The organism is Paenibacillus sp. EKM301P (genome assembly GCF_011800295.1).
In the GTDB taxonomy this organism is placed as follows: Bacteria; Bacillota; Bacilli; order Paenibacillales; family Paenibacillaceae; genus Paenibacillus; species Paenibacillus polymyxa.
Genome location: NZ_JAALFM010000003.1, coordinates 22308 through 47732, shown reverse-complemented (window position 1 = coordinate 47732; position 25425 = coordinate 22308). Strand labels below are relative to the sequence as shown.

Here is a 25425-nt window from a genome sequence, read left to right as displayed (position 1 = left end):
AATGGGCTTTATGTCTAGGATGCAACGTGGCTGGACTGTAAAATGGCAGACAACTTCTCTTGGAAAGACGGAATGCCTACACGCTGTACATACGCATAAAAGCTTTCGCCAGCAATCCTATTTTCTTTGTAAAACAGAATAAGCTCTGCCAATACAGGACCAACCTGATCCCCACGCACGCGGCCTTTGAGTGCCTTGTTGAACTGGGCATCTGCTCCAAGTGCCCCGCCGACAGCGATGTCGAACGCGTCAACCATGCCTTCAGGTGTCTTAAGGAGCGAGCCTTGCAGTCCAATGTCGGCAATATGCTTTTGACCGCAGGAATTCGGGCAACCAATAAAATGGATGCGCACCTTTTCATCCAATTGTACGTGCTGATCCAAATACTCGGCAACGTCAATCGCTCGCTTTTTCGTTTCCACAATCGCCAGATTGCAAAACTCATTTCCTGTGCAAGATACTGTACGGCTCATAAAATGCTTGGGCTGTGGTGTCAGGCGTTGCAGCACGGGAGCTTTTAGTAGCTCATCTACTTGATCATCCGGCACACCGCTCAGCAAAATATTTTGCGACATCGTGGTACGAATCTGCCCATCACCGTAGCGGTCAGCCAGGTCGGCCAGTTCATGCAACTCGTCAGCACTGAGGCGACCAACAGGTACGTTCAGACCGACATAGTTCAGACCTTCTTGGGCTTGGGGATGTATACCGTCAAAATAGGCGGCTTGCCAGCCAATGGTTTTATCTTCACCTCGTCCCGGCATTTCGCCAGTGTACTCAGTCAGCTTGGCCAGGAATTTGTCTGGGCCCCAATCGGCAACAAGGAATTTCAGACGGGCATGGTGCCGTTTTTCCCGATAGCCGTAATCACGGAAGATGGTGGTGACAGCAATAGCAACCTTCAGTACTTCCTCAGGACGGACAAACAAATCCAGCGGATGTGCCAAATGCGGCTTGGCGGATAGTCCTCCGCCAACCATCACATGGAAGCCAACCACTTCTTTTCCGTTAAGGATCTTGGTTGCCGGTGTGAAGGACAGGTCGTTAATTTCAGCCTGTGCATTATTGTACGTATTACTGGAGATGGACATTTTGTATTTGCGCGGAAGATTGGAAAAGTCGCGATTCAATAAGAAAAAGCGGTTTACTTCATCTACAATCTCCTGAGTATCCACCAGCTCATTAGGATCAATGCCAGCCAGAGGATTGCCGACAATGGTACGCGGGCAGTCCCCACAGGCTTCAAAGGAATACAGACCAACCTTTTCCAGACGTTCGAAAATATCCGGCAAGCTTTCAACGGTCAGCCAGTGAAATTGAATCGCCTGACGGGTGGTGACATCCACAAGATCGCGCCCGTACAGTGCGGAGATGTCCGCTAAGGCACGTGCCTGGGCTGAAGTCATGATCCCTGTATTGATGCGGACGCGCATCATGAAATGACCATCCTTGGGTTTTTGCTGGTAAACCCCAGCCCATTTGAATCGGTCCATATCGTCCGCAGAGATCGAGTCATACCCTTTGTGTGCATAGCTTTCGATGATGGTACGTATAACGTCGAGACCATCCTTTTCCAGCTTGACTAACTCAAACTTGTTAAGCTTATCGGGATGAGCATTCCAGATGGGTTCATAGGCCATCTTTTTAACCTCCTTCATGTGTCTTATTTATACTTGAGATTTTAGATATAGAACTCACGATTTTTTATTTCCGACAATATAACTAAGATATAATGTGATGGTATCATAGTTGGTTATGCCCGTAAACGAAGGAATGATCCAAAGGGTATAACGATTTTTTATTGTTTTTGCTTATTTTTTTGATATAAGGATTTGGAAAATTTATAATATAAATAGTATGAGAGGATAGGGATGTGGCAAACGGCGCTTTTTTAGAAAAAGATAGGGCTTAAAGCGATTGTATGCGTGTCCCCTCTATGGTAGATTTGGACTAACTGATAGAACAGGGTCATGTTAGAGAGGAAATGGTGAGTATATGCGTAAGATGGGGAAAAGGGTGGCTGTGCTGGCTTTGGGCAGCGCTCTATGTGTTTCTGGAACAGCAGGTGCAGCCAGCAGTGGAACTGCGTTAAAGGCCAAGGTCATTAATGGCGGGGTCTATGTTAACGTAAGTGATATGAATAAAGCATTAGGAACCAGCGGCGCGTATAACAGCGCAAATGGTACATATACGTTATCGGCCGATCGTGTGCCGCAGGTCGTTAAAAATGTATCTCCTTCGGTAGTCGGCATCATTGGCCGTTCTGCGACAGGAGAGACCGTAGCAGGGGGAGACCGATACAACCTGGCTCACGGCACGGGTGTCATCATTCGGGCAGATGGATGGATTGTTACGAATGCGCATGTTATCGAAGGATTAGGTGATGCCGTAGTTGTAACCTCGGACGGAAAATCTTACGGAATCATCGACAGCTACAGCGATCCGATCAGTGACTTGGCGTTGATTAAAATTAAGGCAAGCGGTCTTAAACCTGCTACCTTTGCAGCTTCTACGAATAGTTTACAGGTAGGCGAGCAGGTAGTAGCTATCGGTACGCCGATCTCCTTTTCACTTCGTAACTCGGCAACCTCAGGTGTTGTTAGCGGGCTGAACCGTGGTGTCAACGCTGCGTATCGTCTCATTCAAAGTGATACCGCGATCAACCCTGGTAACAGCGGTGGTCCGCTGGTCAATCTCAAGGGCGAGGTTATCGGGATCAATACAATGAAGTTCTCAGCGGTCGGAATTGAAAATATGGGCTTTTCGATTCCGGCGGATACAGTGAAATATGTCATCAATCAATTTTTCAAATATGGTGAGGTTCGGCGTGCTACTCTTGGCCTAGGGCTTGAAGAGAGCTGGTCAGCTATCGTTGGATTACCTACTGAGGACCCTTTGAAAGTCACAAAAGTCACCTCAGCCAGTGCCGTACAGGTCAAAATTAAGGAAGGCGATGAGCTGTACAGTATTAACGGCAAGCGTGTAGCTTCCGCCATTGATGTCAATGAGCTGCTTAAAAACTATCAACCGGGCCAAACGGTGAGTGTACTTATGCAATCGGACGGTGATATTGTGAAGCGCAAGCTGGTACTGACACAGGATACTGGTGAAATTTATGATTCCATTCAGTCTGGAGAAGATCTTGAAGACTCGAATGAATCAGGAGCTGCTGTAGATGACGGCGTAGCGCCTTCGAAGGGAGCATCAGAGCCAGCTACTGGAAAGTGAAGATAACGGCTCATCAATCTATAAAATAAAGCTAAAGGGAGATTTACTGTGAAGCATATGCAAAGAAAAATGATGCGTAAGCTGGGGGTCGGCGCTGTCGCATTGTCCCTTCTGCTTACCGCTTTACCAGCAGTTGCAGCAGATCAAGATAAAAACATATTGGAATTGCGTCTGCAAAGCGGCAGCAATACAGCCATCGTGAACGGCCAAAATGCGAATATTACGAAACCCTATTCCAAAAGTGGAGCACTGATGGTTCCGGCTGGTGTGTTTAAAAAGGCATTTAACAGCAAAATTCGCCTAGCTGAAGATAATGTGGTTAAGATCACCAGCGGCACTCACGTTGTATCGCTGACAATTGGTAGTCGTACAGCCTGGGTGAGAGGACACAAGGTGACACTTCCGGCTCCACCGGAAATGTCGTCAGGAATCCTCATGGTGCCTTTGCGTCAAGTAGCAGAAGGACTGGGCGGTAAGATGGAGAAGAATGGCGCAGGAATCATCATTCGGATGGAAGCCCAAGAAGAGGCGGGCACGGTAGCAGAAGAATCACCGAACATTGATAATGATGAGGGCAAGACGCAGATCGGGAATAGTTACTACGATTGGTCCATGAACTATCCAACAGGACTCGTTATCGGTCAGGGGGGTGGAGATGAGAGTATTTCCACATTTATGGACGAGAACAGTGCATACTACATGGAAGTACACACAGCATTACAGCCGGTTCCACTGAATGCAGACGATTTGTTGCAACAATTGGTGCAGGCAGCCAAGGAAACGGGAGAAACTGTAGTGGACCGAAAATCCTTCCCGAAAGCGAAAGTGCCTTATGCTCGTGTTATTACGAAGGATGGGGACGGCGTACTGTGGGAAAATCGTCAGTACTATGACAACGGACGACTGTATGTCGTTTATTTTTCCGATGCTAAAGCAACGAACTATAAAGATCTGGCCCAGTATGCTGGACTGTTGAACTCATTTAAAACCTCTTTTAATGCACAGGATAAAAGTATTAAAGACTTGTCCACTGTAGTAGGAGGCACACGTGAGGCCGGGAATCCAGATTACGGTGTGTCACTCAAAATACCTGCAGGCTGGAAAATGGACGACCAACGAATGCAGTATGAAAGCAATGACGGATCAAGCTTCCGCATGAAAGTCACCTCTGCTCCAGCAGATGGAAAATTGGAGAACTGGGGCCAGCAGCTGCAAAAATGGCTGAGCGATTCATTTGTGTCTACTGCTTATGAGGCACAAAAGACTTATCCGCTGGAGGTTGCAGGCGTTCAGGGATTAGTGCAGGAGTACCGCTATAATTTTGGGGATGAATGGGTCAAGGAGTACAATGTGCTAATTCAGCAAAATGGATATCGCTACCTGGCTGAATACGCAGTGCCTGAAAAGGTAAGCAAGGGAAATGACCAGTTCAACGCGCTCATTTCTTCGCTTCAAATCGATTTTCAAACAGTAGCGAATAACTTTGGACAATTGGAAGAGGATGACTACCTGGCGGACAAAACGAAAACGATCAAAAAGACGTCTAAAGCATATGAATATACAGTAAATATCCCACGGTATTGGACTGCGGTTAGTGATCAATTTGAATTGGGAGATATAGAGTATCAATTTACCGGAGGACGTTTTTCCATTAAAATCGACAACGACCAATCCTTTGAATTAACGGTGTCCCAGCTTAAGGACTTCTATGATAAGCAAGCCAAGAACTATAAAAACCTCAAAGTAGAGGAAGTTAAGGATGTAACGTTTGCCGGTGTGCCGGCAGTGTCCTTTACATTCCACCGTGTGGACGAAGGTATCGGCTATACAGGTCGCCAAATCGTTCTGGAGCATAACGGTAAAACATATACCGTAACAACGACATTAAACGATGCAAACAACACGGGTGTACAGTCCAACGCACTGGATTCGACGCTGAATTCGTTTAATTTTGTGAAGTAAGAAGGTGTGGGTAAAAGATCAGTGAGTTGTAGTGGGAAGAGGCTACGCGTGCCATTTGATCCTACGATCGCTGGCGCTTCTTCGGATTCAAATGGCCCGCTTCGCTGGCCATCGCCAAATATCCCTAATCTTTTAAAGAGTGAAGTAAGCAGGGAAGTGCGAAGATGTCGGACTAAATGTATGGGGGAATCCGAAAATAATTACGCTAAAGGCAGTCGACAAAAGTAATTGGGAAGAATGTGGTGAACTTCAACCGAGCCCTGAGCAACAAAGGTTTATGGTATCTAACCTTTACTCAATTGCTGAGTGTCAGTTTTTAGATGGATTTTTATCTAGAGCGATTTATAATAATGACGTATTGATTGGTTTTACGATGTTTGGTTTAGATCCCGATGACGGGAATTACTGGATTTACCGATTTATGATTGACGAAAGATTTCAAGGCCAAGGCCATGGTTACCATGCAATGTTGCTGGTTATTGACGAAATAAGGAAAGCCAGTAATCGGACTGATATGATCATGATTGGATATAAACCAGACAATGAACTTGCTAGAAAGCTATACAGAAAATCTGGTTTCAGGGAGGAAGGAATATCACCCTGGGGAGAAATGCTTGCGAAGTATAGCTTTGCCTAGTTAATGGTATGATGACACACCTCCAATGCACCGCTGACCGGGATTGGAGGTGTTTTTGTATTTCAGTATTATATTTTTAAAGGAATCGCTTGGAAAGTGTAGAAGCTTGGGGCGCAGTCTGGTACACTAGATTAGTTACAAGATAAGAATAATTTCTGCCGCAGATGTTTGTGATGCGGATTTTTTGAGTTGGATGCGTTTCAGGCAAGGGACCGATGGTTCAGCGTGTGAATGATCGGACAAGATGATAGAGACAGATAGGCTTAAGAAATAAGATTCTTAGTAGGTTTCCATATCCCTGACTGAACATAACCAGCTTTGGAATGAGTGGATGGAACATTAATGAGATTACCAAGTAAGCAGCATAGCTGCCCTGAAAACAACGATGCTCCAATGAGGGACCATTCGTTTTCAGCATATAGGGAGGGCAATAATGAAATCAGCAGTACGAAGAGAAGATGTCGAGCTTCTGGCACCAGCAGGTGACTGGGATTGTATGCGTGCGGCGGTAGCGAACGGAGCCGATGCGATCTTTTTTGGAGTGGAAAAGTTCAATGCACGGGCACGGGCGAATAATTTTCGCATGGATGAATTGCCCGAAATTATGGCCTTTTTGCATAGCTACGGAGTTAAGGGCTTTTTGACATTCAATATACTAGTATTTGAAAATGAGCTGGAGGACGCTAAAGAGCTGGTTGATGCCTGTATTGATGCCGGTGTCGATGCCCTAATTGTTCAGGATATGGGCTTGGTGAAAATGATTCGCGACATTTCGCCGGATTTTCCGATCCATGGTTCTACTCAAATGACGATTACCTCGCCGGAGGCTGTAGAATTCACGAAGCCGTACAACATGGAACGTGTTGTGCTGGGGCGTGAAAATAATCTAAAACAGATTCAAAAAATTGGCGATCAAGCAAGGCTTCCGATGGAAGTATTCGTGCATGGAGCGTTGTGCGTATCTTATTCAGGCCAATGCCTGACTTCAGAAATGTGGGGCGGACGCTCTGCAAACCGTGGTGAATGTGCACAGGCATGCCGTTTGCCTTACGATCTGATGGTGGATGGAGAGCAAAAGCCGATGGCCGATGTGACATACCTGCTATCCCCCAAGGATTTGGCAGCCATTGATTTGATGCCAGAACTGATTGATGCAGGTGTGGTTTCCTTTAAAATCGAAGGGCGACTGAAAACGCCTGAATATGTAGCGAATGTGGTTAGCAAATATCGCAAGGCCATTGACAAGTATTTTGACGGCGATACGTCCAAGACGAGCAAAGAAGATATCCGCGAGCTGCAGCAGAGCTTTTCACGCGGCTTTACACACGGGTTTCTGGAAGGAACGAATAACAAAAAGCTGGTGGACGGTACGTTCCCGAAAAGCCGGGGCGTGTATCTGGGCCGAGTGGAGCAAATCCTACGTGATGGTGTAGTATGCCGTATCGACGCCCCGCTCAAGCGTGGCGATGGTATTGTATTCGATGCAGGAGATCCTACGCAAAAAGAAGAAGGCGGACGCGTATATGATATCCGCCGCAAGGGCGTGAAGATTGAAGGCGAAGCCGGAGAAGGCTGGATCGTCGACATCGTAGCGGGACGCAACGATGTGGATCTGCGCCGTGTGCACGTGGGCGACCGTATTTGGAAGACCAACGACCCGGCGCTGGACAAGCGTCTGCGCCAGTCGTACGAAACCGAAAAGCCGTACCGTGTCTTCCCGGTACATGTGCGGGTCAGCGGCTCCCCAGGACAGCCGCTGTCGACATGGTGGACCGATGTGCAGAAGGGCACAACCGTCCGTGTGGACTCTGAGCTGGAACTTGAAATCGCCCAGAAGCGTCCGATGACGCGCGAACTGCTCGAAGAGCAGTTCGGCCGACTGGGCGGAACCGTGTTCCAGCTGGAGGAGTTGGACGTCCATCTGCATGGGGACGTCATCGTGCCCATGCGCGAGCTGAACAGCATCCGCCGTCAGGCGGTGGAACTGCTCGCGGGCGAGCGCCCCAAACCACCCGTATACACGAAGCGGGCGGTAGAGGTGTATGGCGATGCAGCAGCTCCGGCATCGTCTGTGGCACGTGGTCAGGCAGAGCTGACCGCGCTGTGCCGCAGCCTCCCTCAGGTGGAGGCTGCGCTTGAGGCCGGCGTGGAGTTCATCTACGCCGACTTCGAGTTCATCAAGCAATTCCCGGCAGCCGTAGAGGCTGTGCACGGCGCTGGGCGCCGAATTGCGCTGGTGACTCCGCGTATTCACATGCCAGGAGAAAACGGATATCACAACAATATCCTGCGCCTGCAACCGGATGCTGTGCTGGTACGCAATCCGGGAGCATTGTATTTTTACATGCGTCACCGCTTGGAGAACCCGGATGTGCATCATCCGCAATTGATCGGCGACTTCTCGCTGAATATCGCCAACCATAAAGCGGCTGACCTGTTCCTGGATTCCGGCTGCGACCTGGTGACACCGTCATATGATTTGAACATCCAACAGATGGTCGATATGCTGGGACGTACACGTACCGACAAGCTGGAGATCGTCATCCAGCAGCATTTGCCGATGTTCCATACCGAACACTGCGTGTATTGTACTTTTATGAGTGAAGGCACAGACTACACCAACTGTGGTCGTCCATGTGAGGATCATCGCGCATCCCTGCGTGATCGTATTGGGATGTCTCATCCGGTTCGCGTGGACGAAGGATGCCGTAATACGGTGTATAACGCGATTGAGCAATCGGGCGCGGAATACCTATCTAACTTTCTGGAATTAGGCGTGTCCCGTTACCGAGTGGAATTTTTGGAGGAGACACCAGAGCAAGTTCATGAGGTTATTGATCTCTATAACCGTGCCTTGCGCGGAGAAATTAGCGGAACACAAGTATGGAAGACGCTGAAAGCGACGAATCAGCTAGGGGTTACACGTGGGCAACTGGTGAAGTAACAAGGCTGCTATAGAAAAAGCGAAAAGGGTATGTGCTTTGACAGCACATACCCTTTTCTATTTGCTAGTTTATATAAAAAATTACCATTGAGCCTCTTATTGCTATACTTTTTGGGCGCTTGTTTTCTTAGAAAAAACAATAAATTTTTGTCCAACATAATTAATTAAAGTATAGAAAACATTCCCGATTAGAATAGACACGTTGCCTAGAATCTCATTATTTTTAATGCTCAAACTTGAGATCAGGTAGTGACTGATTAGATAGCTGAGACAATACGACAGTATATAGCATATCAATATAATAGAGATGAACTTCCAAATGGTCTGTCCATGGTTTGCATCATTTTTGAAGGTAAATCTTTTGTTTAAGAAATAGCTTACAGTGGCGCCTACAGAATTACCGATAAAGGTCGATAACCAGTAGTTAGTCTCTAAAATATTAAATAGCAAGAACATGACGGACATGCCGCATATTGTATTTAGAACACCTACGACAAGAAAACGGAAAAAACTATTCTGAAATAAAGTCAAATTAGTCACCTGTTCGCATCTGTTATTGGACCGCTACAGCTTCCCTTTCACTATTATTCACTTTCTTTGTGTTTTCAGTATCAAAGGTGCTCTGGGAATCTAAAATAGTCTCAATAATATATTTAGGTCTTTGTTTTACTTCTTTATATATTTTACCGATATACTCGCCAATGAGTCCGAGTGCGACGAGTTGTAGACCACCTATAAACCAGATGGACAACATTAGAGAAGACCAGCCCCAAACAGTGGTACCAAGGAACTTGCTAATAAGGGTATAGGCAGCTATTAATAAGCTTATGCCAAACATTCCAAAACCCACAGCCGAAATAAGCCGTATCGGGGTTACGCTAAACGAGGTGATTCCATCGAAAGCAAAAGCGAGCATTTTCTTTAAAGGATATTTGGATTCACCTGCAAAGCGTTCGTGTCGATCGTAATACACTTCAGTAGACTTATAACCTATTAACGGAACTAGACCACGTAAAAAGAGATTTACCTCTTTAAAATTGGCTAATTCATGGAGAACCCTTTTGCTCATTAAACGGTAATCTGCATGGTTGTATACGATATTAACGCCCATTTTACTCATCAGACGGTAGAAGCCTTGGGCTGTTGAACGTTTGAAAAATGTATCGGTAGTTCTACTTTTTCGCACCCCATACACGATGTCATTACCTTCTTTGAATTTTATTATGAATTCTCGGATGGCATTGAGATCATCCTGTAGGTCAGCGTCAACGGATATCACACAATCTGAGGTTTCTTTGGCTTCCATTAACCCAGATAATAGAGCGTTCTGATGGCCCGCATTTTTCGCCAATTTGAGACCACTGACAAAAGGATTTTTTAGATTATATGATGCTATGATCTCCCATGTTTGATCACGGCTACCATCATCAACAAACAACATTTTACTATGTTTAGAAATGAGTTCGCTCTCAGCCAACTCTTCCAGAATCACCGTAAGTCTGCTTATGGTTTCAGGCAGTACTTCTTCTTCGTTATAACAGGGAATAACTAACGTTAAAACAGGGTTACTGATTATTGAATCCAAAGAACTCTCTCCTCAAATTTTGGCTTATCTGGTACTCAAATTTCTATCTTTTTTAGTCTATAATATGGTTTACTTAAATTATATAACAATGCAATGACTAAGTGCTATAATAAACTATTAGCAATTTCCAAACGTTACTCAAACTATTGAATAATTTAGTAAGATTTGTCGAAAAGGAGTTTTACCTATGAAAATCCGTAAAGCAATTATTCCTGCTGCGGGATTAGGAACCCGGTTCCTTCCTGCGACCAAAGCGATGCCTAAAGAGATGCTTCCCATTGTAGACAAACCAACCATTCAATATATTATTGAAGAAGCTGTTGCATCTGGTATAGAAGATATCATTATCGTTACTGGTAAAGGCAAAAGGGCAATTGAGGATCATTTTGACTACTCCTTCGAGCTGGAGCATAACTTGACTTCGAAGGAAAAATGGAACCTGCTCAATGAAGTACGCAAGCCATCAGAGATGGCAGATATCCACTATATTCGTCAAAAGGAACCTAAAGGCTTGGGGCATGCCATCTGGTGTGCACGTAAGTTTATTGGTGATGAACCTTTTGCCGTCCTTTTGGGTGATGACATCGTAGAGTCTGAGAATCCATGTCTCAAGCAGATGATTGACGTGTTCGATGAGTATCAGCGTTCTATTGTAGGTGTAAAACAAGTCGATTGGAACGAGGTACATCGTTACGGGATTGTTGAAGGCCATGCACTTACTTCCAAAATCTCTGAGGCGGAACGATTGGTGGAAAAGCCTAAGAAGGAAGAAGCCAACTCCAACTTAGCGATCATGGGACGTTATATCTTGACACCTGATATTTTTGATATCCTAGGTCAGCAATCCGCAGGAGTAGGTGGGGAGATTCAGTTAACGGATGCATTGTCCAAACTGGGAGAAAAGAGTCCGATCCTAGCTTATGAATTTGATGGCAACCGCCATGACGTTGGCGAGAAGCTGGGATTCATTGAAACAACCATTCATTATGCTCTACAGCATAACGAGATTAAGGATGAAGTGCTGGCTTATATGAGACAGGTTATTAAAGAGATTGACCAACAAAAATAAACCTTACTGTAAGAAGTAGGACTGATCCCTATTTGTAAGACAGAGAGCAAATACTTTTCAGTTTAAGGACCAGTTGCTAGAAACGAACTGGCGATTGGTTATTTAGTTCTGTTGAATGCAAATTAAGGTTAGTAGGTAAAGTAGTCCTGAACCGTCCGTTCGACGATGTCCGTTGTTGTATAGCTCAAACCTTGAGATAGCACGTTTCAGACTTTAACGTGGAATGGAACGACTTGATGGAGCATTATCAGCAGTCCCCCCCCCTTGCGGGGGAGCTTATGGTAATGCTTTTTACCTTTCCAACTTTCTGATACGCTTTGGATTATAAACGCTGCCTTGATTGCTATGGAGTATTGTACCTGGTAGAAACGGTAATTGGTGAAGCGTATCCAAGACAAACGCGGTATTTTGCTTGTCAGCTACACTTTATGCCACAATTTCTCCATTGAAATTCAAAGATACTCGACAGATACAACATTTTCTCGCCAAACGGTAAATACGTAATTTCCATAACGATTTTTTGCATAGGGCTTCGATCCCGAATTGGTGCTTTAATAGAGATGCACTACTATATAAGTTGGCTGATTCTGTGCGTTTTCGTTTCTTGAGTTTGAGATGACATTGTAACTGCTCACCCTACATGATTTATTGTACAAGTTTATGATTGACCTTATGCTCATAAGAAACAAGTCCGTGGCTTTCCTGTATCCATACCGAGTTTTATGCTGTATGTAGAGTTCGCGAACATTCCTACGAGAAGTTCTTCTCCACGGCCTCGTAGCTGCTTTCTAGTGGAAGTATATGGCTTGAGGAAGACCTATCCATCACAAGCTTGACTTCAAATTCACTTTTCCCGAAATAGATTTCCCCATTGTACTAAGTAGTCTCTGGTGACATCCCCCTTCAACTCCCTTGTACTTTTTAGAGCGTCTAATTGTTGCTTTAAAAACCAATTTTCCGTTTTTTGGTTGCTCAAACTCTGAATGTATGCTCAGGTTCTTTTTTATAGCTGTATTGTTTACCGAGAGGCAGCTTTATCCGTTTCAATTCGCCGTTAAGATACGACCTTAACATGATTTTTACTTGTTCTTATTTCATATGCCCAATTGCTCCATGACTTGTCAGGCCGAGATACTAGCCAGTATCAGGAGATGCTTTCATTGTGTAAAAAAAGGTAAAAATTTTAAATAGATGTAATAAAAAGAAACTTTTTTTCTCTTGATGCGTCTTATATATTGAGAGGTTGCCCATTGAGGTTCTCTCAACTTTATCGAAGGGAGGGATTAAGATGAATTCTCCAGAATTAGTCTTTTTCGAACAAGAGGACACCCTTGATTTGGACTTACAAATTAATGATCTAACATTAAAGCAAGCGAAAAATCCTTGCACAAGCACTGTAACTTGTAGTGTTTCTAGATGCCTTGGTACACATGTGACTTGTGAGTGTTGGTGCTAACTTTAAAAGAAATCTGACCCTGGATATTATTTCATACATCCAGGGTCTTTTACTTCAGGAGGAGGTTATCCTATAGTGGATAAAGTTACAAATATAAATATGTTTCAGTCATTAGATTTTTTTATGGTGAGAGTACCACTACTGCCTATTGATTTTTACTATATCTTATTCAGTGAAAGTACTACATATGATGTGACAAGGAACAAGGCTTTATCTTTGTTAACAGACCCTGTTATACGGGAAGCGATCACCATAGCCAGCCCTTCACTTATGAATTCTATCAATAATGTCCTAACCAATAAAAATACTAAAAAAATGAACACGGTGCTACGGGCAGTTGTGAATTATCTAATCAGGCTTTCTTCAAGAGCTACACCTTATGGGATTTTTTCTGGGGTTTCTATAGGTCTCTTTTCGGAACTTAGCTGCTTGGAAGTGGGTGATACTAGGCAGAACAGGAAAATATCCCGTCCAGATATGGAATGGATCATGGGATTGGTTAAATATTTAGAGAAAGAGGGAAATGTGGTAAAACAGTTGGCGGTGCGGACTAATCCAACCTTGTATTTATCTGGTACAAGAATAAAATTGCCATTTTTAAACTATATTGAACAACACCACGATCCTGATGTAAAACGAATGAAAAGTAGTTCGATAAAAGCGTCCAAGCCGGTTCAGCTTGTGATGGATTATGCACAAACTCCGATTCCTTTTGCTAATCTAGTTAAGAAAATACAAGAAGAGTATCCCGAAAACAATGAAACTTTAATAACTGAATTTCTGATGAAGCTATTGAATCAGGAGTTTTTAATTAGCAATTTGAGACCACCATTATGCATAGATAATATGGATTTGCCTTTTGAATATCTACGAAAACAGATAGCACCTATAAACAATATTGAATATATCAAAAAAGGTCTCGATGAAATTAGTGAAGAAATAAAACAATACGATGATTCTCCAATAGGTAAGGGGGAATCCTTGTACAATCAGCTATGTATAAGAATGAGAAAATTAGTTCCAACGAAGGAAACTTTGCAGATTGATATGGAGACAAAAGTAGAAGAAGCCTTTTTAAGCCAAAATGTCTCTAAAGATATTGCTAGATCAGCAGAGATCTTATGGAGGCTGTCGCCGGATTTGAGTAATCCTCATTGGACACAGTACCGAAATGATTTTATAGAGAAATATGGTATTGATTGTCAAGTTCCGATCTTAGAGCTTTTGGACGAAGATTTAGGGTTAGGGGCTCCGCCTGATTATAAATATCCTGAGAGTAGATATAGTTTAGAACACCCAATACTAAATGCAGAGAGAGAGAAGGTTCTGGCAAACTGGATTACAAATGTTATTAAAGAAGGAAAAATAGAAATAGAACTGACGGATGAAAAATTAAAGAGGATCGAGACTTTATCTGATGAGCTTTTGCCCCCTACCTCTATAGAAATGTATGTTACCATAGCAGCAAATAGCGAAGAAGCTTTGAAAAATAACGAATATAAGATCATTATCAACCCCAATTCGGGAAGTGCAGGTGCAGGTAAAACATTTGGAAGGTTTGGACCAATCCTAGATAAGACTGCAAGAGAGAAGATCACGAACACGTATAAAATTCAAGAGGAATACAGAAAAGATGCTATATTTGCTGAACTTGTATATTTAACGGTCAATAGTAGACATTCTAACGTAGTGATTACCAACAAATCATGTAGTCACCAAATTGTGTTGGGAACTAATTATTCCAATGTAGATACTTCAAAACAAATTTCAATTTCTGATTTATATGTAGGATGTACCCACAATTACTTTTATTTAAAGTCACAGTCGTTGAATAAAGAGATAATCCCAGTTTCCACCAACATGCTAAATTACAATAATGCTCCCAATGTATACCGTTTTTTAATGGAAATTTCACAAGAAAGACACAGAAGCATTTTGCCTTTTCAGTGGGGAGGCCTATCGGAATTCCCTATGCTGCCTCGTGTGAAATATAAAAACATAATTTTATCTTTAGCGAAATGGTCGCTTAATAAAAATAACGATGAATTAAAAAAATGTAAAAACGAGGAGGATTGGATTGAGGGTTTTGAAAAGTGGAGAGGGGAGTGGCGCGTTCCAAGATATGTTTATATTACCACTTCTGTTTCAGATAACAGAGTACTAATTGATCTTAAAAATGAGTTTTTTATATTAGAGTTATTTGAGAAATATCATAAATTAAGTGATTCACAATCATTATGGTTAACCGAGAGTGGATTTGAACCAAGTGACGTATGGGCTAGAGGGAAAGAAGGGCGCTTTATCGCAGAGTACGTTATTCCCTTAGTAAGGACAAATGTAGAGGAACCTTTGACCCCGAAGCAGTGTGAAGATATGAATCTTATTCAAAGACCAATCAGAGAGCATTCAAACATTATATATTTACCGGGAAGTGAATGGCTTTATATAAAGCTTTATGGTATGTCTGAACGAGAGGAAGAGTTTATTGGCAATTACATTAGAACATTTTGTGAGCAGGTAGAGAATCAAGGAATAATAAATCGTTATTTTATTGTTAGGTATAAAGATCCGGATCATCATATACGGTTACGACTTCATGGTGAGGAATCCGTTGTTTGTAAACAACTAATCCCTGCTATTCATATGTGGGCTAGACGCCTAAAGGTTGGAGGTCTACTAAGTAAAATAATATTTGATTCATATGAGCCGGAAATTGAGCGATACGGTGGTAAACGTTTAATTAGTATAGCGGAGCGTTTTTTTGCTGTTGATTCGAAGATTACAGTAGAACTGGTCTCTTTAAAATATAACAATAAGCTGAATGTTCCTATAGAGATTATTGGTTTCATTAGTGTAATTGATATTTTAAATCAGTTTATACCAGCGGTAGAACGGCAAGTTACTTGGTTTCATGAAGAAGAATGGCATAAGGAGCATGTAAAAGATTTTATGAAGGATCGCACTTTTTATATAATTTTGTGCGATGTTTCGGACAATTGGTCCTCACTTAGAAATTTGGAATACGGGGACTACTTATTATCTAAGTTTCAAGAGCGAAAAAAAATAATAAATGAATATAAAGAGGCACTTGAACATGAAAAGGATTTAACGAATACATTTTCCAATATTCTAGGTAGCCTCATTCATATGCATTTAAACCGTCTTATAGGTACGAATAGAAAAATGGAAAGAAAGATAATGTCGTTGTTAAGTCATTCTTTATATCATTTTAATGAATCAATAAAGCACAAGAAAAAATGTATTTCAAAGGAGTTGAACGTTGATGACAGTAGTACAAAACAATAAGAGCCTGCATAACGATATTATAAAAATTGTAAGTGTTATAAGTGCCAGGTTGACTGACCCCCAGTATGTACAGACTATATGTTCTTCTGAGCAGAATCATGTAGATAAACAAGAGGAGTTTAATTGGAATGATATAAGCCTGGCAACTGGATTTCCAGCAATCAGTATTTTGTATGGGAGACTAAGTACTGTATTAAAGGATGAGAGATTAAAAGAGTATGCACACTCCTACCTTTTAAGTACTCGTGAATCATTAAAGAAATCAGGAGCGTCATTATCACTATGGGAAGGATTATCTGGTGTTGGATTTGCCGCATATCTATTATCTGACAATGGTATAAAATACAGGAGATTTATCAACCAAATTAACACTTTAATATTGCGTCATGGTAGTGCTGATCTACTGAATGCAAAAAGTGGGCTGGAATCAGGTACGTCAATTAATGATTATGATGTAATTTCCGGATGGAGTGGCATAGGAAGGTATCTGTTACTGTTCTCTGATATACCTGAAATTAGGGAGCTCCTTATTGGTGTTCTTGAGTATCTTGTTCTTCTAAGTAAAGATAGGATTATCAACGATAAACAAGAGGTTCCGAATTGGTATATTTCAAATGAATATTTACTTTCACATGAAAAGGATGAATATCCATTTGGATATTTTAATATGGGTTTAGCTCATGGAGTTCCTGGCCCCTTGGCATTATTATCTATAGCGTTACTTCAAAATATAAAGGTACCTGGTCAAATAGAGGCAATTCAACGATACTGTGACTGGATAACAAAATGGAAATTGGAACAAACAGATAGAATACAATGGCCCTTAATTATAAGCTACGAAGAATTTACAAACGATCAATTATACGCTAAAAAACATCGGGATGCTTGGTGTTATGGTTCGGCAGGTGTTGCGAGGAGTCTATTTTTAGCAGGTAGATCCATCGGGGATAGAAGCTTGGAGGTTTTAGCTGTAAACGCATTTAAATCGATATACAAAAAATCTATCGAAGAGTGGAATATTTATTCACCAACGGTATGCCACGGATATTCAGGATTATTGAAAATTACCTATCATATGTATCGGGACACGCACGATCCTGAATTGCAAGAAAACTATCAAAGCTTGCTCCGAACGGTCGTTAAAATGTTTGATGAAGAATCGGCATTTGGTTTTTATGATTTATATAGGGATTCTAATTCTACTAAGAATTTAAATTATGTAGGTTTACTTGACGGTGTTTCGGGAATAGCCATGACATTACTAGATTCTCTTTATCCTGATGAAAAGGATTGGGGGGCGAGCTTATTGATTTGCTAAGGTAATAAGTAAAGTAACGGATGAATTACTCAAACCACAGAGAGGAACTGGTTAGCGTTCTTAATCGATAACAGGGTTACAATTCCACTCAAAAGATGAACAATAAAAAGGGGTATCTCAAAGGCAGTTTTTTATAGTGAAACAGCCTATGAGACGAATTATAATTAACTTCATGAGAAAAAGCGTAGGTTACAAGGCTGAATTAGTCCGAAATCTGCGCTTTTTGATTCACTAGAGTCTGTAAGATAGTTTGTTTAGTAAAATGGAAGTCATAGAAAGGGGGAAGAATACATGGGGCTTTGGTCAAAAGAGCAACTGCGAGCTTTCATTAAGGAGAAAAACCAGGTGACTGCACAGGAGGTGTTGGAAGTAGAAATGGACGCGCTCCTGGGCTAGGAGAAGCAAGAGATCAAGGGTAAAATGACGCCAAACAGCCGTAACAGCAATAGCAAGAAAGAACGTCGTTAGCGAGTATGACGAGCAGAAGCTTGCTGTACCTCGACGTGACGAGCGGCCAGCCAAATGAATGGAATAGCTCTTAAACGGCTTTGACGATTTGACGGGATGAGTAGATGCGCTGTATATAGGCGTAGAAAATGAATTTGATGAGCTTATTGCGATGATTGTTGTTTCGTCCCTTTCAGGGTAGGTTGCGTCTAAGGTGGTGTCATCGAGCCAATTCAGAGCCTCACTTACAACGTGAGCGAGTTGATCCTGAGGACTTCTCGAATGGACTCGACCCAAGCAATGACGACTTTAGGTTCCACCTTCTTTCCAGCTCCTTGTGCATTTTTTCTACTCTTACTTCTTCAAGCTCCAAAGAGTGTTCACGGACCTTGTCCGTAGCTGTATTGCTTGCCCACAGGCTGCTCCAGACGGTATACTCCGTTTTTTCATCCACGTTTTGAGCTCTGTGTCATATTCCGTATCTCCAACTGCTCTATAACCTCTTTTACAGGTACTCCTGCCAATCTCATTTCGGGGGCTCTCACTTTTTATTTCTAACGGGTAACTCACTCTAGTTGCCAACGCAAAAACACCTTCAAGGTTATCCCCCTATCTTACGACAGGATTACATTCTCTTGAAGGTGTTTTAATTGTCTCACGTTGTGGGGTAGTCCCACATCCATTTTAGCAAGGATAGGCTTTTCTGTTTTTTAGGACATCCCATCGATTTATGGGACAGCCTCAAATAAACAAAACAGAGAACAACTAAACTCCAGGGACTATTCTCTTTTCAGTTCGTTTATCAGTTCTTTTTCCTTGGGATCAGCTTGAATCAGCTTATCGTACAATGCTTTGTCATCTTGTCCCTGCTTTTGCAAAGCGGCAATATAGTATCGGGTTACCTCACGATTCGTAGCGTCACTCAGATCGTCCTTCAAGCCGTTTTTCAGGATGACGGCAGCCTCGGCGGGTTTACCTGACATGAACTCAATTTTTCCAGCACTGAGCGCAATGCTTGGAGTTACTTCAAAAGTACGTATCAATTGAATTTCAGGTGGAATCGTCTTAAGATGAGCTACCCCATCTAGAACCTGCTGATAAGCAGCAAGACCTGCTTGGAAATACTTCTGTTCCTTGGCTGAGTCCTTAGCCAATCGAGCTTTATTGCCAAATTCAAACGCTTGGGTAATCAGCAAATTGTACCAATCCAGATCCCAGGTGAAGTTAGCACGGTTATTTTCCAAAATGGCAAATGCCTTGTCATTGTTTCCTTTAGCTTGCTCAAGTCGCATTTTGATAAACAGCATATTTCTATTATACGGTTCTGCCTGCAGCCCCAAATCAACAATGGTCATACCGCCTGTATAGAACTCTTCGCGTTTGGTTTGCTTGTAGACCTGATAATACATACTAGACAAACCAACAATTGAATCAATATGAGTTGGGCGCAGATTCAAATCCTTATTATAAGCAGCTTGTCGTTGTTCGAACGAATTGCTGCTTTCCAGCGCTTTTGCTTCCCAGGCAGCATTGCTGGCTTGTGCAAAGCGCAGCCCTACAAACAGAAGCACAATACTGAGAACACAAATGACGATACTATAAATCGGACGGAAACCTTCAGGCTTCATCGCCAAGCGTTTTACAGGTTGTGCATCCATTGCTGCAGCCATACCCCCGAGTCCAATAAACACCAGTATACCCATGAACACATAACTCATATTAAAGTCCAATAGACTATGGAGCAAAATGGACATTGCCAAGATCAGGTAAAGGAAGTGGCTATCCCGCTTTTCCTCATCGCTCTTGATGTAACCTTTAATGTATTTATAGAAGATATAAAGGATAAACGCCATAAAAATAATGAATCCAAGAATACCGGCCTCTACCAGATACTGCATGAAAAAGTTATGTGCCTGTGCGCTTGTGTAGCCATAGTCTTGATATTTTCCATACAGCGTAGCCCAACCGCCGCCACCTGCGCCAATCAACGGATAATCAGCAATTAGCTTGGAAGCATCGCGATAAAAGGTTATACGTTCCAGCACACTATGCTGTTGGAAGTTGATATTTTCCAGACGTGTCTCTACATTGGCTGGTAGAAAAGTTCGTAGTCCTGTACCAATGAGCAGGAACGCAACTACACCAATCACGACCACAGAGCCAACAGGCAGCCACAGATTAGAGAGTTTACGTGAGGCTAGACCGTGCATCCTTTTTTCCAAACGAGATCCCAGAGAGGTTTGTATAAGCCATAGAACAACTGCAGTCACCAAGGAAGTCCCAAGAAGCAGTCCCCAGCCTTTAGCAGCCACAGCACCGTTGTAGGTCTGATTCAGCTGTAATCCCCAATTTGTAATAGGACTCAAAATAGCAAGTGAAACGACACCCGCAATTGCGCAATGTAAAAGCCATAAGATTTGCCGTGCTGGCTTAAAGAACAGAAGTAAAAGAACAAATACGACTGGCAGCATTATGAGACCACCACGTGAAAGTGTCAGGAACAGTGATACCAATATAGGCACCAGCATAAAGGCATGAGTCGCTTTTCCATACCACGTCTTCGACTTCATCAGACAAAAGATAGCTGCGAACAAAAATGCCATCAAAAATGCCGCATATGTATTCGCGTACTGGAAGACGGAAGTGAGACGCGGACCATTAGTATCTATCTTTATGGCATCAACGTAGCGATTACCGCTTACCATTGTTGAGAACCAATCCACGAGTCGTCCGGCCAATACCCACTGTCCAAACCAGTTGATGAGGCCGAAGCCTATAATAATATAAGCTACGGTCATAATCGCGGTTTGGATGATCTGGTTGCTCAACCGATCTCGCAAGGCGTACAATGTAATGATGAAGAACGAGGCATAGATGCACTGCACCACTACCATGTTCATCGCGAGATAATGAGAAGCAGCAGAAATCAATGAAAGCACGAACGTCAGCGGAAGTAAGATAACAAGCACAGCCAACCAGTCTCTTTGATCTTCCAATTTGAAATTCTTATAATAGGTTACGATTCCCAATATCAGCAGAATCGTGCTGATGATCAAAGCCCAATACAGAGGCTTCTCAAAGTCGAGCATTTGACCATTAAAAAGCGCCGCCTGGAAGGGGGCCCAAGCTAAAAACAAAATCATGCCAACAATTAACACCCAAAACATAACCGGCCTTTTATCGTCACGGGTCGACGTTTTGGCCTGTTTCCCGTATACTGGATTCGACAAGGTTTACAATCTCCTTTTCTTGTAGATACGTCAACATTTTAGCATATAGTAGCTGTCAGAGCCATATCGCAAGAATAAACTTCCCACATATTTACATTGTTGTATTGTAAGAGACTTACCAAACCATGTTTAAGGTCGTGACACACTCGTATGAATTTAACTCAAAACTTTTCGAAAAATTTAAAGTTACTTTGGGAATTGTCTAAAAAGGATATACAATCTAGGTACCTTGGTTCATTTATGGGGGTACTCTGGGCTTTTATACATCCTATGGTGTCTATACTTGTTTATTGGGTCGTATTTCAGGTTGGTTTTAAAAATGTACCTATTGGTGATACACCCTTTATACTTTGGTTACTAACAGGCATGGTGCCGTGGTTATTCTTTTCGGAAAGCTTGTCAACTGCAACCAATAGTATTATTGAAAACAATTATCTGGTAAAGAAAATTGTTTTCCGAGTAGGCTTGCTACCAATGGTAAAAATTTTGGCTGCTCTTTTTGTCCATGTGTTTTTTATCATCGTTCTTTTCATTATGTTCAAAATATACAATGTTGAATTTACGATGTATAACATTCAAATCCTTTATTATTTATTGGCCACCATTCTTCTTTCTTTGTCCATTTCTTACATAACAGCGACATTGGTTGTTTTTGTAAAAGATGTTGGTCAAATTGTAGGAGTGTTTATTCAATTGTTTTTCTGGCTTACGCCAATCTTTTGGAATTTGAATATTGTCGAGGATAAGTATCAGTTTTTCTTTAAACTTAATCCTGTTTTCTATATTGTTGAAGGATATCGTGATACCTTTATTAATCACAAATGGTTCTGGGAGCATCCATCCATGACGATCTACTTTTGGGCTATTGTGATCATCGCAGGTACGATAGGAATCAAAATTTTCAAAAAAATGAAATCTCATTTTGCTGATGTATTGTGAGGAGAAGAGTATGACTCAAACAGAATCAGTTGCTGTAGAAGTTAATAATGTCACTAAAATATATAAAATATATGATAATCCCAATGAACGTTTAAAAGAGGCTATTCATCCTTTTAAAAAGAAATATCATTCTGATTTCAAAGCCATAAGTGACCTTTCCTTTTCTATTAAAAAAGGGCAAGCGATTGGCATTATCGGTAAAAATGGTTCGGGCAAATCGACTCTTTTAAAAATGATTACAGGCGTAATTACGCCTACCCATGGAAGCATAAAGGTGAATGGGAAAGTTGCGGCTCTGTTGGAACTCGGTGCTGGGTTTAATCCGGATTTAACTGGAATGGAAAATATTTATTTAAATGGTACGCTTATGGGCTATAGCAAAGCAGAAATGGATGAGAAGGTAGAAGATATTACATCCTTTGCGGATATTGGGGACTTCATTAATCAACCAGTCAAAATGTACTCCAGCGGTATGTTTGCCCGATTAGCCTTTGCAGTAGCCATCAATGTTGATCCAGACATTTTGATTGTGGATGAGGCCTTGTCTGTTGGAGATATTTATTTTCAGGCCAAATGTATCACCAAAATGAAGGAGCTCTCTAAAAAGAGCACAGTTTTATTTGTCTCTCATTCCATGGATACCATTAAGAGTTTTTGTGATACAGCATTGCTTATTGATAAGGGACACATGGTCGAAATTGGTCCAGTGAAGCGCGTAGCACAAATTTATGAAAATATTATTAACCAGGAAATTGCAGATATGAAGCGTGTCCAATCTTTGGATACATTTGTGAATTCCGAAACGGATAAAAAGAGTACGCTGTTGTTGTTAGAAGAGGATCCAGCTTTTGCAAAACGTGCCAATGAGTTTCGTTCTGGAACGGGAGATGCGCGTTTTATAAGGGCAGACTTGTTAGTCAATGGAGAAGTGGTAAACCAGGTCCCTTTTGGCGAAATGGTTACTTTGCGTTTGCTGGCACAATATTATAAAGATATTGATTCCGAGGGAACCATTGGCTACATGGTTAGAAACCATACTGGTGTAGATGTGTTTGGCATGAATATCTACAATAAGGCCAAATTAGTCCCGAAAATGCAAGCAGGGGGCATTCTTGAGGTTAACTTTAATTTCCGCAATCTTTTGTCTGAAAGTGGTAAATACACCATTTCTATTGGCTTAAAGCCTAAGCCGTTTGAGCCTCTTTATTTGGATAGCGTAAGTATAGCAGCTGTTTTTGAGGTTCCTAAGCCAGAGAATAATTACGTACCAGGTTTAATATTTGTAGATAATACAATAGATTTGCAAGTTATTAATTAAGGCTGGTGATAAAATGTGTGGGATTTTGTTTTCTAATGTAGCTATAAATAAAGAAGCATTTCTTAATTCATTAAATATAATGAAGCATCGGGGGCCTACGGCCCCGCTTTGTGTATACCAGCATGAAAATTTTATGCTTGGTCACAACAGATTAAGCATTTTAGATCTGGATCAGAGAAGTGATCAGCCTTTTTTTTCTGATGATGGAAGATATGTGATTATATTTAATGGAGAAATCTATAATTATAAAGAATTAGCTTCTACTTATTCAATTCAAATGAGAACAAACTCAGATACTGAACTTTTATTGAAGCTTTACATTCAATATGGTCCCCAAATGTTGAATTGGCTTAATGGAATGTTCAGTTTTATTGTTTTAGACGTCCAGCACAAATCATTTTTTGCAGCACGAGATCGTATGGGAGTAAAGCCGCTTTATTACAACAAAAATGGTGAAGAGTTCATTTTTAGTTCTGAAATTGCTCCATTGCTCCCATTAGTTCACAACGTTTCTTTAGATCAAGCAGCTGTAAGACAATATAAAAAAATGAGATGTTTTTTTAATAATCGTACTGTCTATAATGAAATAAAAGAGTTTCCCCCAGGATATTACTATGAGAATGGCGAATTTATTAAATATTGGGAACTTGATTATTCAGAGAAAGAGCCGCCTTCTGATGAGGAACTTGAGTTTTTAATTCGTTCTGCAGTAGAGTACCGCAAAATCGCAGATGTTGAAATTGGAAGTTACCTTAGCGGAGGCTTGGATAGCACGATTATTACTGCACTCGCTGGAGTAGAGCATACTTGGACTGTTGGCTTTGAAGATTATAATGAGTTCGAGTGGTCTGAAATCGCAGCAACAAGATATAACACTATTCATCACCCGATATTATTTGATCCTGATCGCTTTTTATCATTAGCTCGTGAACTGGTGATTGTAAAAAAAGAGCCTCTGTCTGTGCCCAACGAAGTGTTGCTGTATCATATGACACAACAAGCATCTGCTAAGAACACAGTCATATTAAGTGGAGAAGGCGCTGATGAGCTTTTCTTTGGATATGATCGTATCTTCAGATGGGCTAGTAGCACCACAGACTTTGATATCCGAGCCTTTAGTGATCTCTATACCTATGGATCGGAAGATGATTTAGAGATTGTAGAAGATGCATTGGCACCTTTTATGAAGTTAAAGTCCCCTCAAAAAATCGTAGCGGCATTCTTTCAACAAGCCCATTTGCGAGGGTTACTCAAAAGGCTGGATAGTGCCTCGATGTTAAATTCGGTAGAAGCAAGATCTCCTTTCTTGGATTACAGATTAATTGAAAGGCTTGCAGGGTTAGACGCTCAGTATAAGATGAAGGATGGAGTTGTTAAGGCTCCGCTCAAGAGAATTTTTAAAGACATTATCCCAGCAGAAATTGTAAACAGAAAAAAGGTAGGTTTTCCTGTTCAACTTGAAAGAGTCCTATCTTCTGAAAAAATTGAAGGGAAGACGACATTCGACAAATGGTTTAACTTCAATTTAAATACGTTAGGAGAAATCTTATGATTATCGGCTATACTTCCGGAGTCTTCGATTTATTTCATATTGGACATTTGAATTTGTTGAGAAATGCTAAGTCACTCTGTGACAAACTCATTGTGGGTGTGACCACAGATGAGTTGGTTTCATATAAGTACAAAAAAGCGGTCATTCCTTTTGAGGAAAGAATTGAGATTGTTAGAAATATCAAATTTGTTGATACTGTAATTCCTCAGGACTCCATGGATAAATTTGAGGTTTGGCAAAAATTAAAGTATGACGTAATGTTCGTTGGTGATGATTGGTTTCAAAATGAACGTTGGGACCAGTACGAGTTGCAGTTTAAGGAAGTTGGAGTGAAAATTATATATTTTCCCTATACGAAGAGTACATCATCAACTTTACTGAATGAGACATTACTGAAATTAAGAAAATAAGTGGATTTTTGCCTGAAAGGAAGA

General features: G+C 41.6%; 17 protein-coding genes and 1 pseudogene. 13 read left to right on the top strand and 5 right to left on the bottom strand.

Annotation, left to right across the window (positions count from 1 at the left end; translation table 11 throughout):
* Positions 1 to 14 precede the first annotated feature (14 nt).
* Positions 15 to 1640 (bottom strand): nitrite/sulfite reductase, encoded by a 1626-nt coding sequence (locus HFD99_RS08495; RefSeq protein WP_016822965.1) that lies wholly within the window; start codon positions 1638 to 1640, stop codon positions 15 to 17.
* A 355-nt stretch (positions 1641 to 1995) separates the two neighbouring features.
* On the opposite strand from HFD99_RS08495, the gene HFD99_RS08490 reads away from it, so the two are divergent.
* The 4 genes from HFD99_RS08490 (at position 1996) to HFD99_RS08475 (ending at position 8771) form a co-directional block, all read left to right on the top strand.
* Positions 1996 to 3228, top strand: coding sequence for a S1C family serine protease (locus tag HFD99_RS08490; protein ID WP_123797705.1), 1233 nt, complete (start codon positions 1996 to 1998; stop codon positions 3226 to 3228).
* Between the two features lie 48 nt (positions 3229 to 3276).
* On the top strand, positions 3277 to 5190 hold the full coding sequence (locus HFD99_RS08485) for a stalk domain-containing protein (protein ID WP_123797704.1): 1914 nt from the start codon (positions 3277 to 3279) through the stop codon (positions 5188 to 5190).
* 196 nt (positions 5191 to 5386) lie between these two features.
* Positions 5387 to 5827 (top strand): GNAT family N-acetyltransferase, encoded by a 441-nt coding sequence (locus tag HFD99_RS08480; RefSeq protein ID WP_025365954.1) that lies wholly within the window; start codon positions 5387 to 5389, stop codon positions 5825 to 5827.
* Between the two features lie 433 nt (positions 5828 to 6260).
* Positions 6261 to 8771: a U32 family peptidase gene (locus HFD99_RS08475; protein ID WP_039276351.1), complete on the top strand. Its 2511-nt coding sequence runs from the start codon at positions 6261 to 6263 to the stop codon at positions 8769 to 8771.
* A 102-nt stretch (positions 8772 to 8873) separates the two neighbouring features.
* Here HFD99_RS08475 and HFD99_RS08470 read toward each other — a convergent pair whose 3' ends face one another.
* Positions 8874 to 9311: a GtrA family protein gene (locus HFD99_RS08470; RefSeq protein ID WP_225164815.1), complete on the bottom strand. Its 438-nt coding sequence runs from the start codon at positions 9309 to 9311 to the stop codon at positions 8874 to 8876.
* 13 nt (positions 9312 to 9324) lie between these two features.
* A complete protein-coding gene (locus HFD99_RS08465; RefSeq protein WP_039269205.1) occupies positions 9325 to 10356 on the bottom strand; it encodes a glycosyltransferase family 2 protein in 1032 nt (343 codons plus the stop codon).
* A 187-nt stretch (positions 10357 to 10543) separates the two neighbouring features.
* Between HFD99_RS08465 and galU the strand changes: the two genes are divergently transcribed.
* The 5 genes and pseudogenes from galU to HFD99_RS26060 form a co-directional block, all read left to right on the top strand.
* On the top strand, positions 10544 to 11425 hold the full coding sequence (gene galU, locus HFD99_RS08460; protein WP_016822972.1) for a UTP--glucose-1-phosphate uridylyltransferase GalU: 882 nt from the start codon (positions 10544 to 10546) through the stop codon (positions 11423 to 11425).
* A 1288-nt stretch (positions 11426 to 12713) separates the two neighbouring features.
* Positions 12714 to 12881 (top strand): FDLD family class I lanthipeptide, encoded by a 168-nt coding sequence (locus HFD99_RS26065; protein WP_192811795.1) that lies wholly within the window; start codon positions 12714 to 12716, stop codon positions 12879 to 12881.
* A 75-nt stretch (positions 12882 to 12956) separates the two neighbouring features.
* Entirely contained in the window at positions 12957 to 16187 is a 3231-nt protein-coding gene (locus tag HFD99_RS08455) for a lantibiotic dehydratase (protein WP_025365951.1), read from the top strand.
* Entirely contained in the window at positions 16165 to 17505 is a 1341-nt protein-coding gene (locus tag HFD99_RS08450; protein WP_016822974.1) for a lanthionine synthetase C family protein, read from the top strand. Before HFD99_RS08455 ends, HFD99_RS08450 begins: the two co-directional genes overlap by 23 nt.
* Positions 17506 to 17796: 291 nt before the next feature.
* Positions 17797 to 18007, top strand: a pseudogene (locus HFD99_RS26060) (transposase); the annotation flags it as partial.
* 186 nt (positions 18008 to 18193) lie between these two features.
* Here the strand turns inward: HFD99_RS26060 and HFD99_RS08440 are convergent.
* Both HFD99_RS08440 and HFD99_RS08435 read right to left on the bottom strand, forming a co-directional pair.
* Positions 18194 to 18406, bottom strand: a complete 213-nt coding sequence (locus HFD99_RS08440) for a hypothetical protein (RefSeq protein ID WP_143069137.1) — start codon at positions 18404 to 18406, stop codon at positions 18194 to 18196.
* Between the two features lie 325 nt (positions 18407 to 18731).
* Complete coding sequence (locus HFD99_RS08435) at positions 18732 to 21182, bottom strand: O-antigen ligase family protein (RefSeq protein ID WP_123797702.1); 2451 nt, start codon at positions 21180 to 21182, stop codon at positions 18732 to 18734.
* A 150-nt stretch (positions 21183 to 21332) separates the two neighbouring features.
* On the opposite strand from HFD99_RS08435, the gene HFD99_RS08430 reads away from it, so the two are divergent.
* Genes HFD99_RS08430 through HFD99_RS08415 form a run of 4 tightly spaced genes read left to right on the top strand, consistent with a single transcriptional unit; the run spans position 21333 to position 25401 of the window.
* Positions 21333 to 22121 carry an ABC transporter permease gene (locus HFD99_RS08430; RefSeq protein WP_026065453.1) on the top strand — a complete coding sequence of 263 codons (789 nt, stop codon included), beginning with the start codon at positions 21333 to 21335 and terminating at the stop codon, positions 22119 to 22121.
* Between the two features lie 10 nt (positions 22122 to 22131).
* Positions 22132 to 23439 (top strand): ABC transporter ATP-binding protein, encoded by a 1308-nt coding sequence (locus tag HFD99_RS08425; protein WP_017427437.1) that lies wholly within the window; start codon positions 22132 to 22134, stop codon positions 23437 to 23439.
* 13 nt (positions 23440 to 23452) lie between these two features.
* A complete protein-coding gene (gene asnB, locus HFD99_RS08420; RefSeq protein ID WP_090888644.1) occupies positions 23453 to 24991 on the top strand; it encodes an asparagine synthase (glutamine-hydrolyzing) in 1539 nt (512 codons plus the stop codon).
* The gene (locus tag HFD99_RS08415) at positions 24988 to 25401 is read left to right on the top strand and encodes an adenylyltransferase/cytidyltransferase family protein (protein ID WP_016822980.1); all 414 of its coding nucleotides are present in this window, start codon (positions 24988 to 24990) and stop codon (positions 25399 to 25401) included. Before asnB ends, HFD99_RS08415 begins: the two co-directional genes overlap by 4 nt.
* Positions 25402 to 25425: the final 24 nt, after the last annotated feature.

What these genes read in the sequence shown, in the direction of transcription:
- HFD99_RS08495 (WP_016822965.1), bottom strand. Translation starts at nt 1,640, where the DNA reads ATGGCCTATGAACCCATCTGGAATGCTCATCCCGATAAGCTTAACAAG.
- HFD99_RS08490 (WP_123797705.1), top strand. Translation starts at nt 1,996, where the DNA reads ATGCGTAAGATGGGGAAAAGGGTGGCTGTGCTGGCTTTGGGCAGCGCT.
- HFD99_RS08475 (WP_039276351.1), top strand. Translation starts at nt 6,261, where the DNA reads ATGAAATCAGCAGTACGAAGAGAAGATGTCGAGCTTCTGGCACCAGCA.
- galU (WP_016822972.1), top strand. Translation starts at nt 10,544, where the DNA reads ATGAAAATCCGTAAAGCAATTATTCCTGCTGCGGGATTAGGAACCCGG.
- HFD99_RS26065 (WP_192811795.1), top strand. Translation starts at nt 12,714, where the DNA reads ATGAATTCTCCAGAATTAGTCTTTTTCGAACAAGAGGACACCCTTGAT.
- HFD99_RS08450 (WP_016822974.1), top strand. Translation starts at nt 16,165, where the DNA reads ATGACAGTAGTACAAAACAATAAGAGCCTGCATAACGATATTATAAAA.
- HFD99_RS08430 (WP_026065453.1), top strand. Translation starts at nt 21,333, where the DNA reads ATGAATTTAACTCAAAACTTTTCGAAAAATTTAAAGTTACTTTGGGAA.
- HFD99_RS08425 (WP_017427437.1), top strand. Translation starts at nt 22,132, where the DNA reads ATGACTCAAACAGAATCAGTTGCTGTAGAAGTTAATAATGTCACTAAA.
- asnB (WP_090888644.1), top strand. Translation starts at nt 23,453, where the DNA reads ATGTGTGGGATTTTGTTTTCTAATGTAGCTATAAATAAAGAAGCATTT.
- HFD99_RS08415 (WP_016822980.1), top strand. Translation starts at nt 24,988, where the DNA reads ATGATTATCGGCTATACTTCCGGAGTCTTCGATTTATTTCATATTGGA.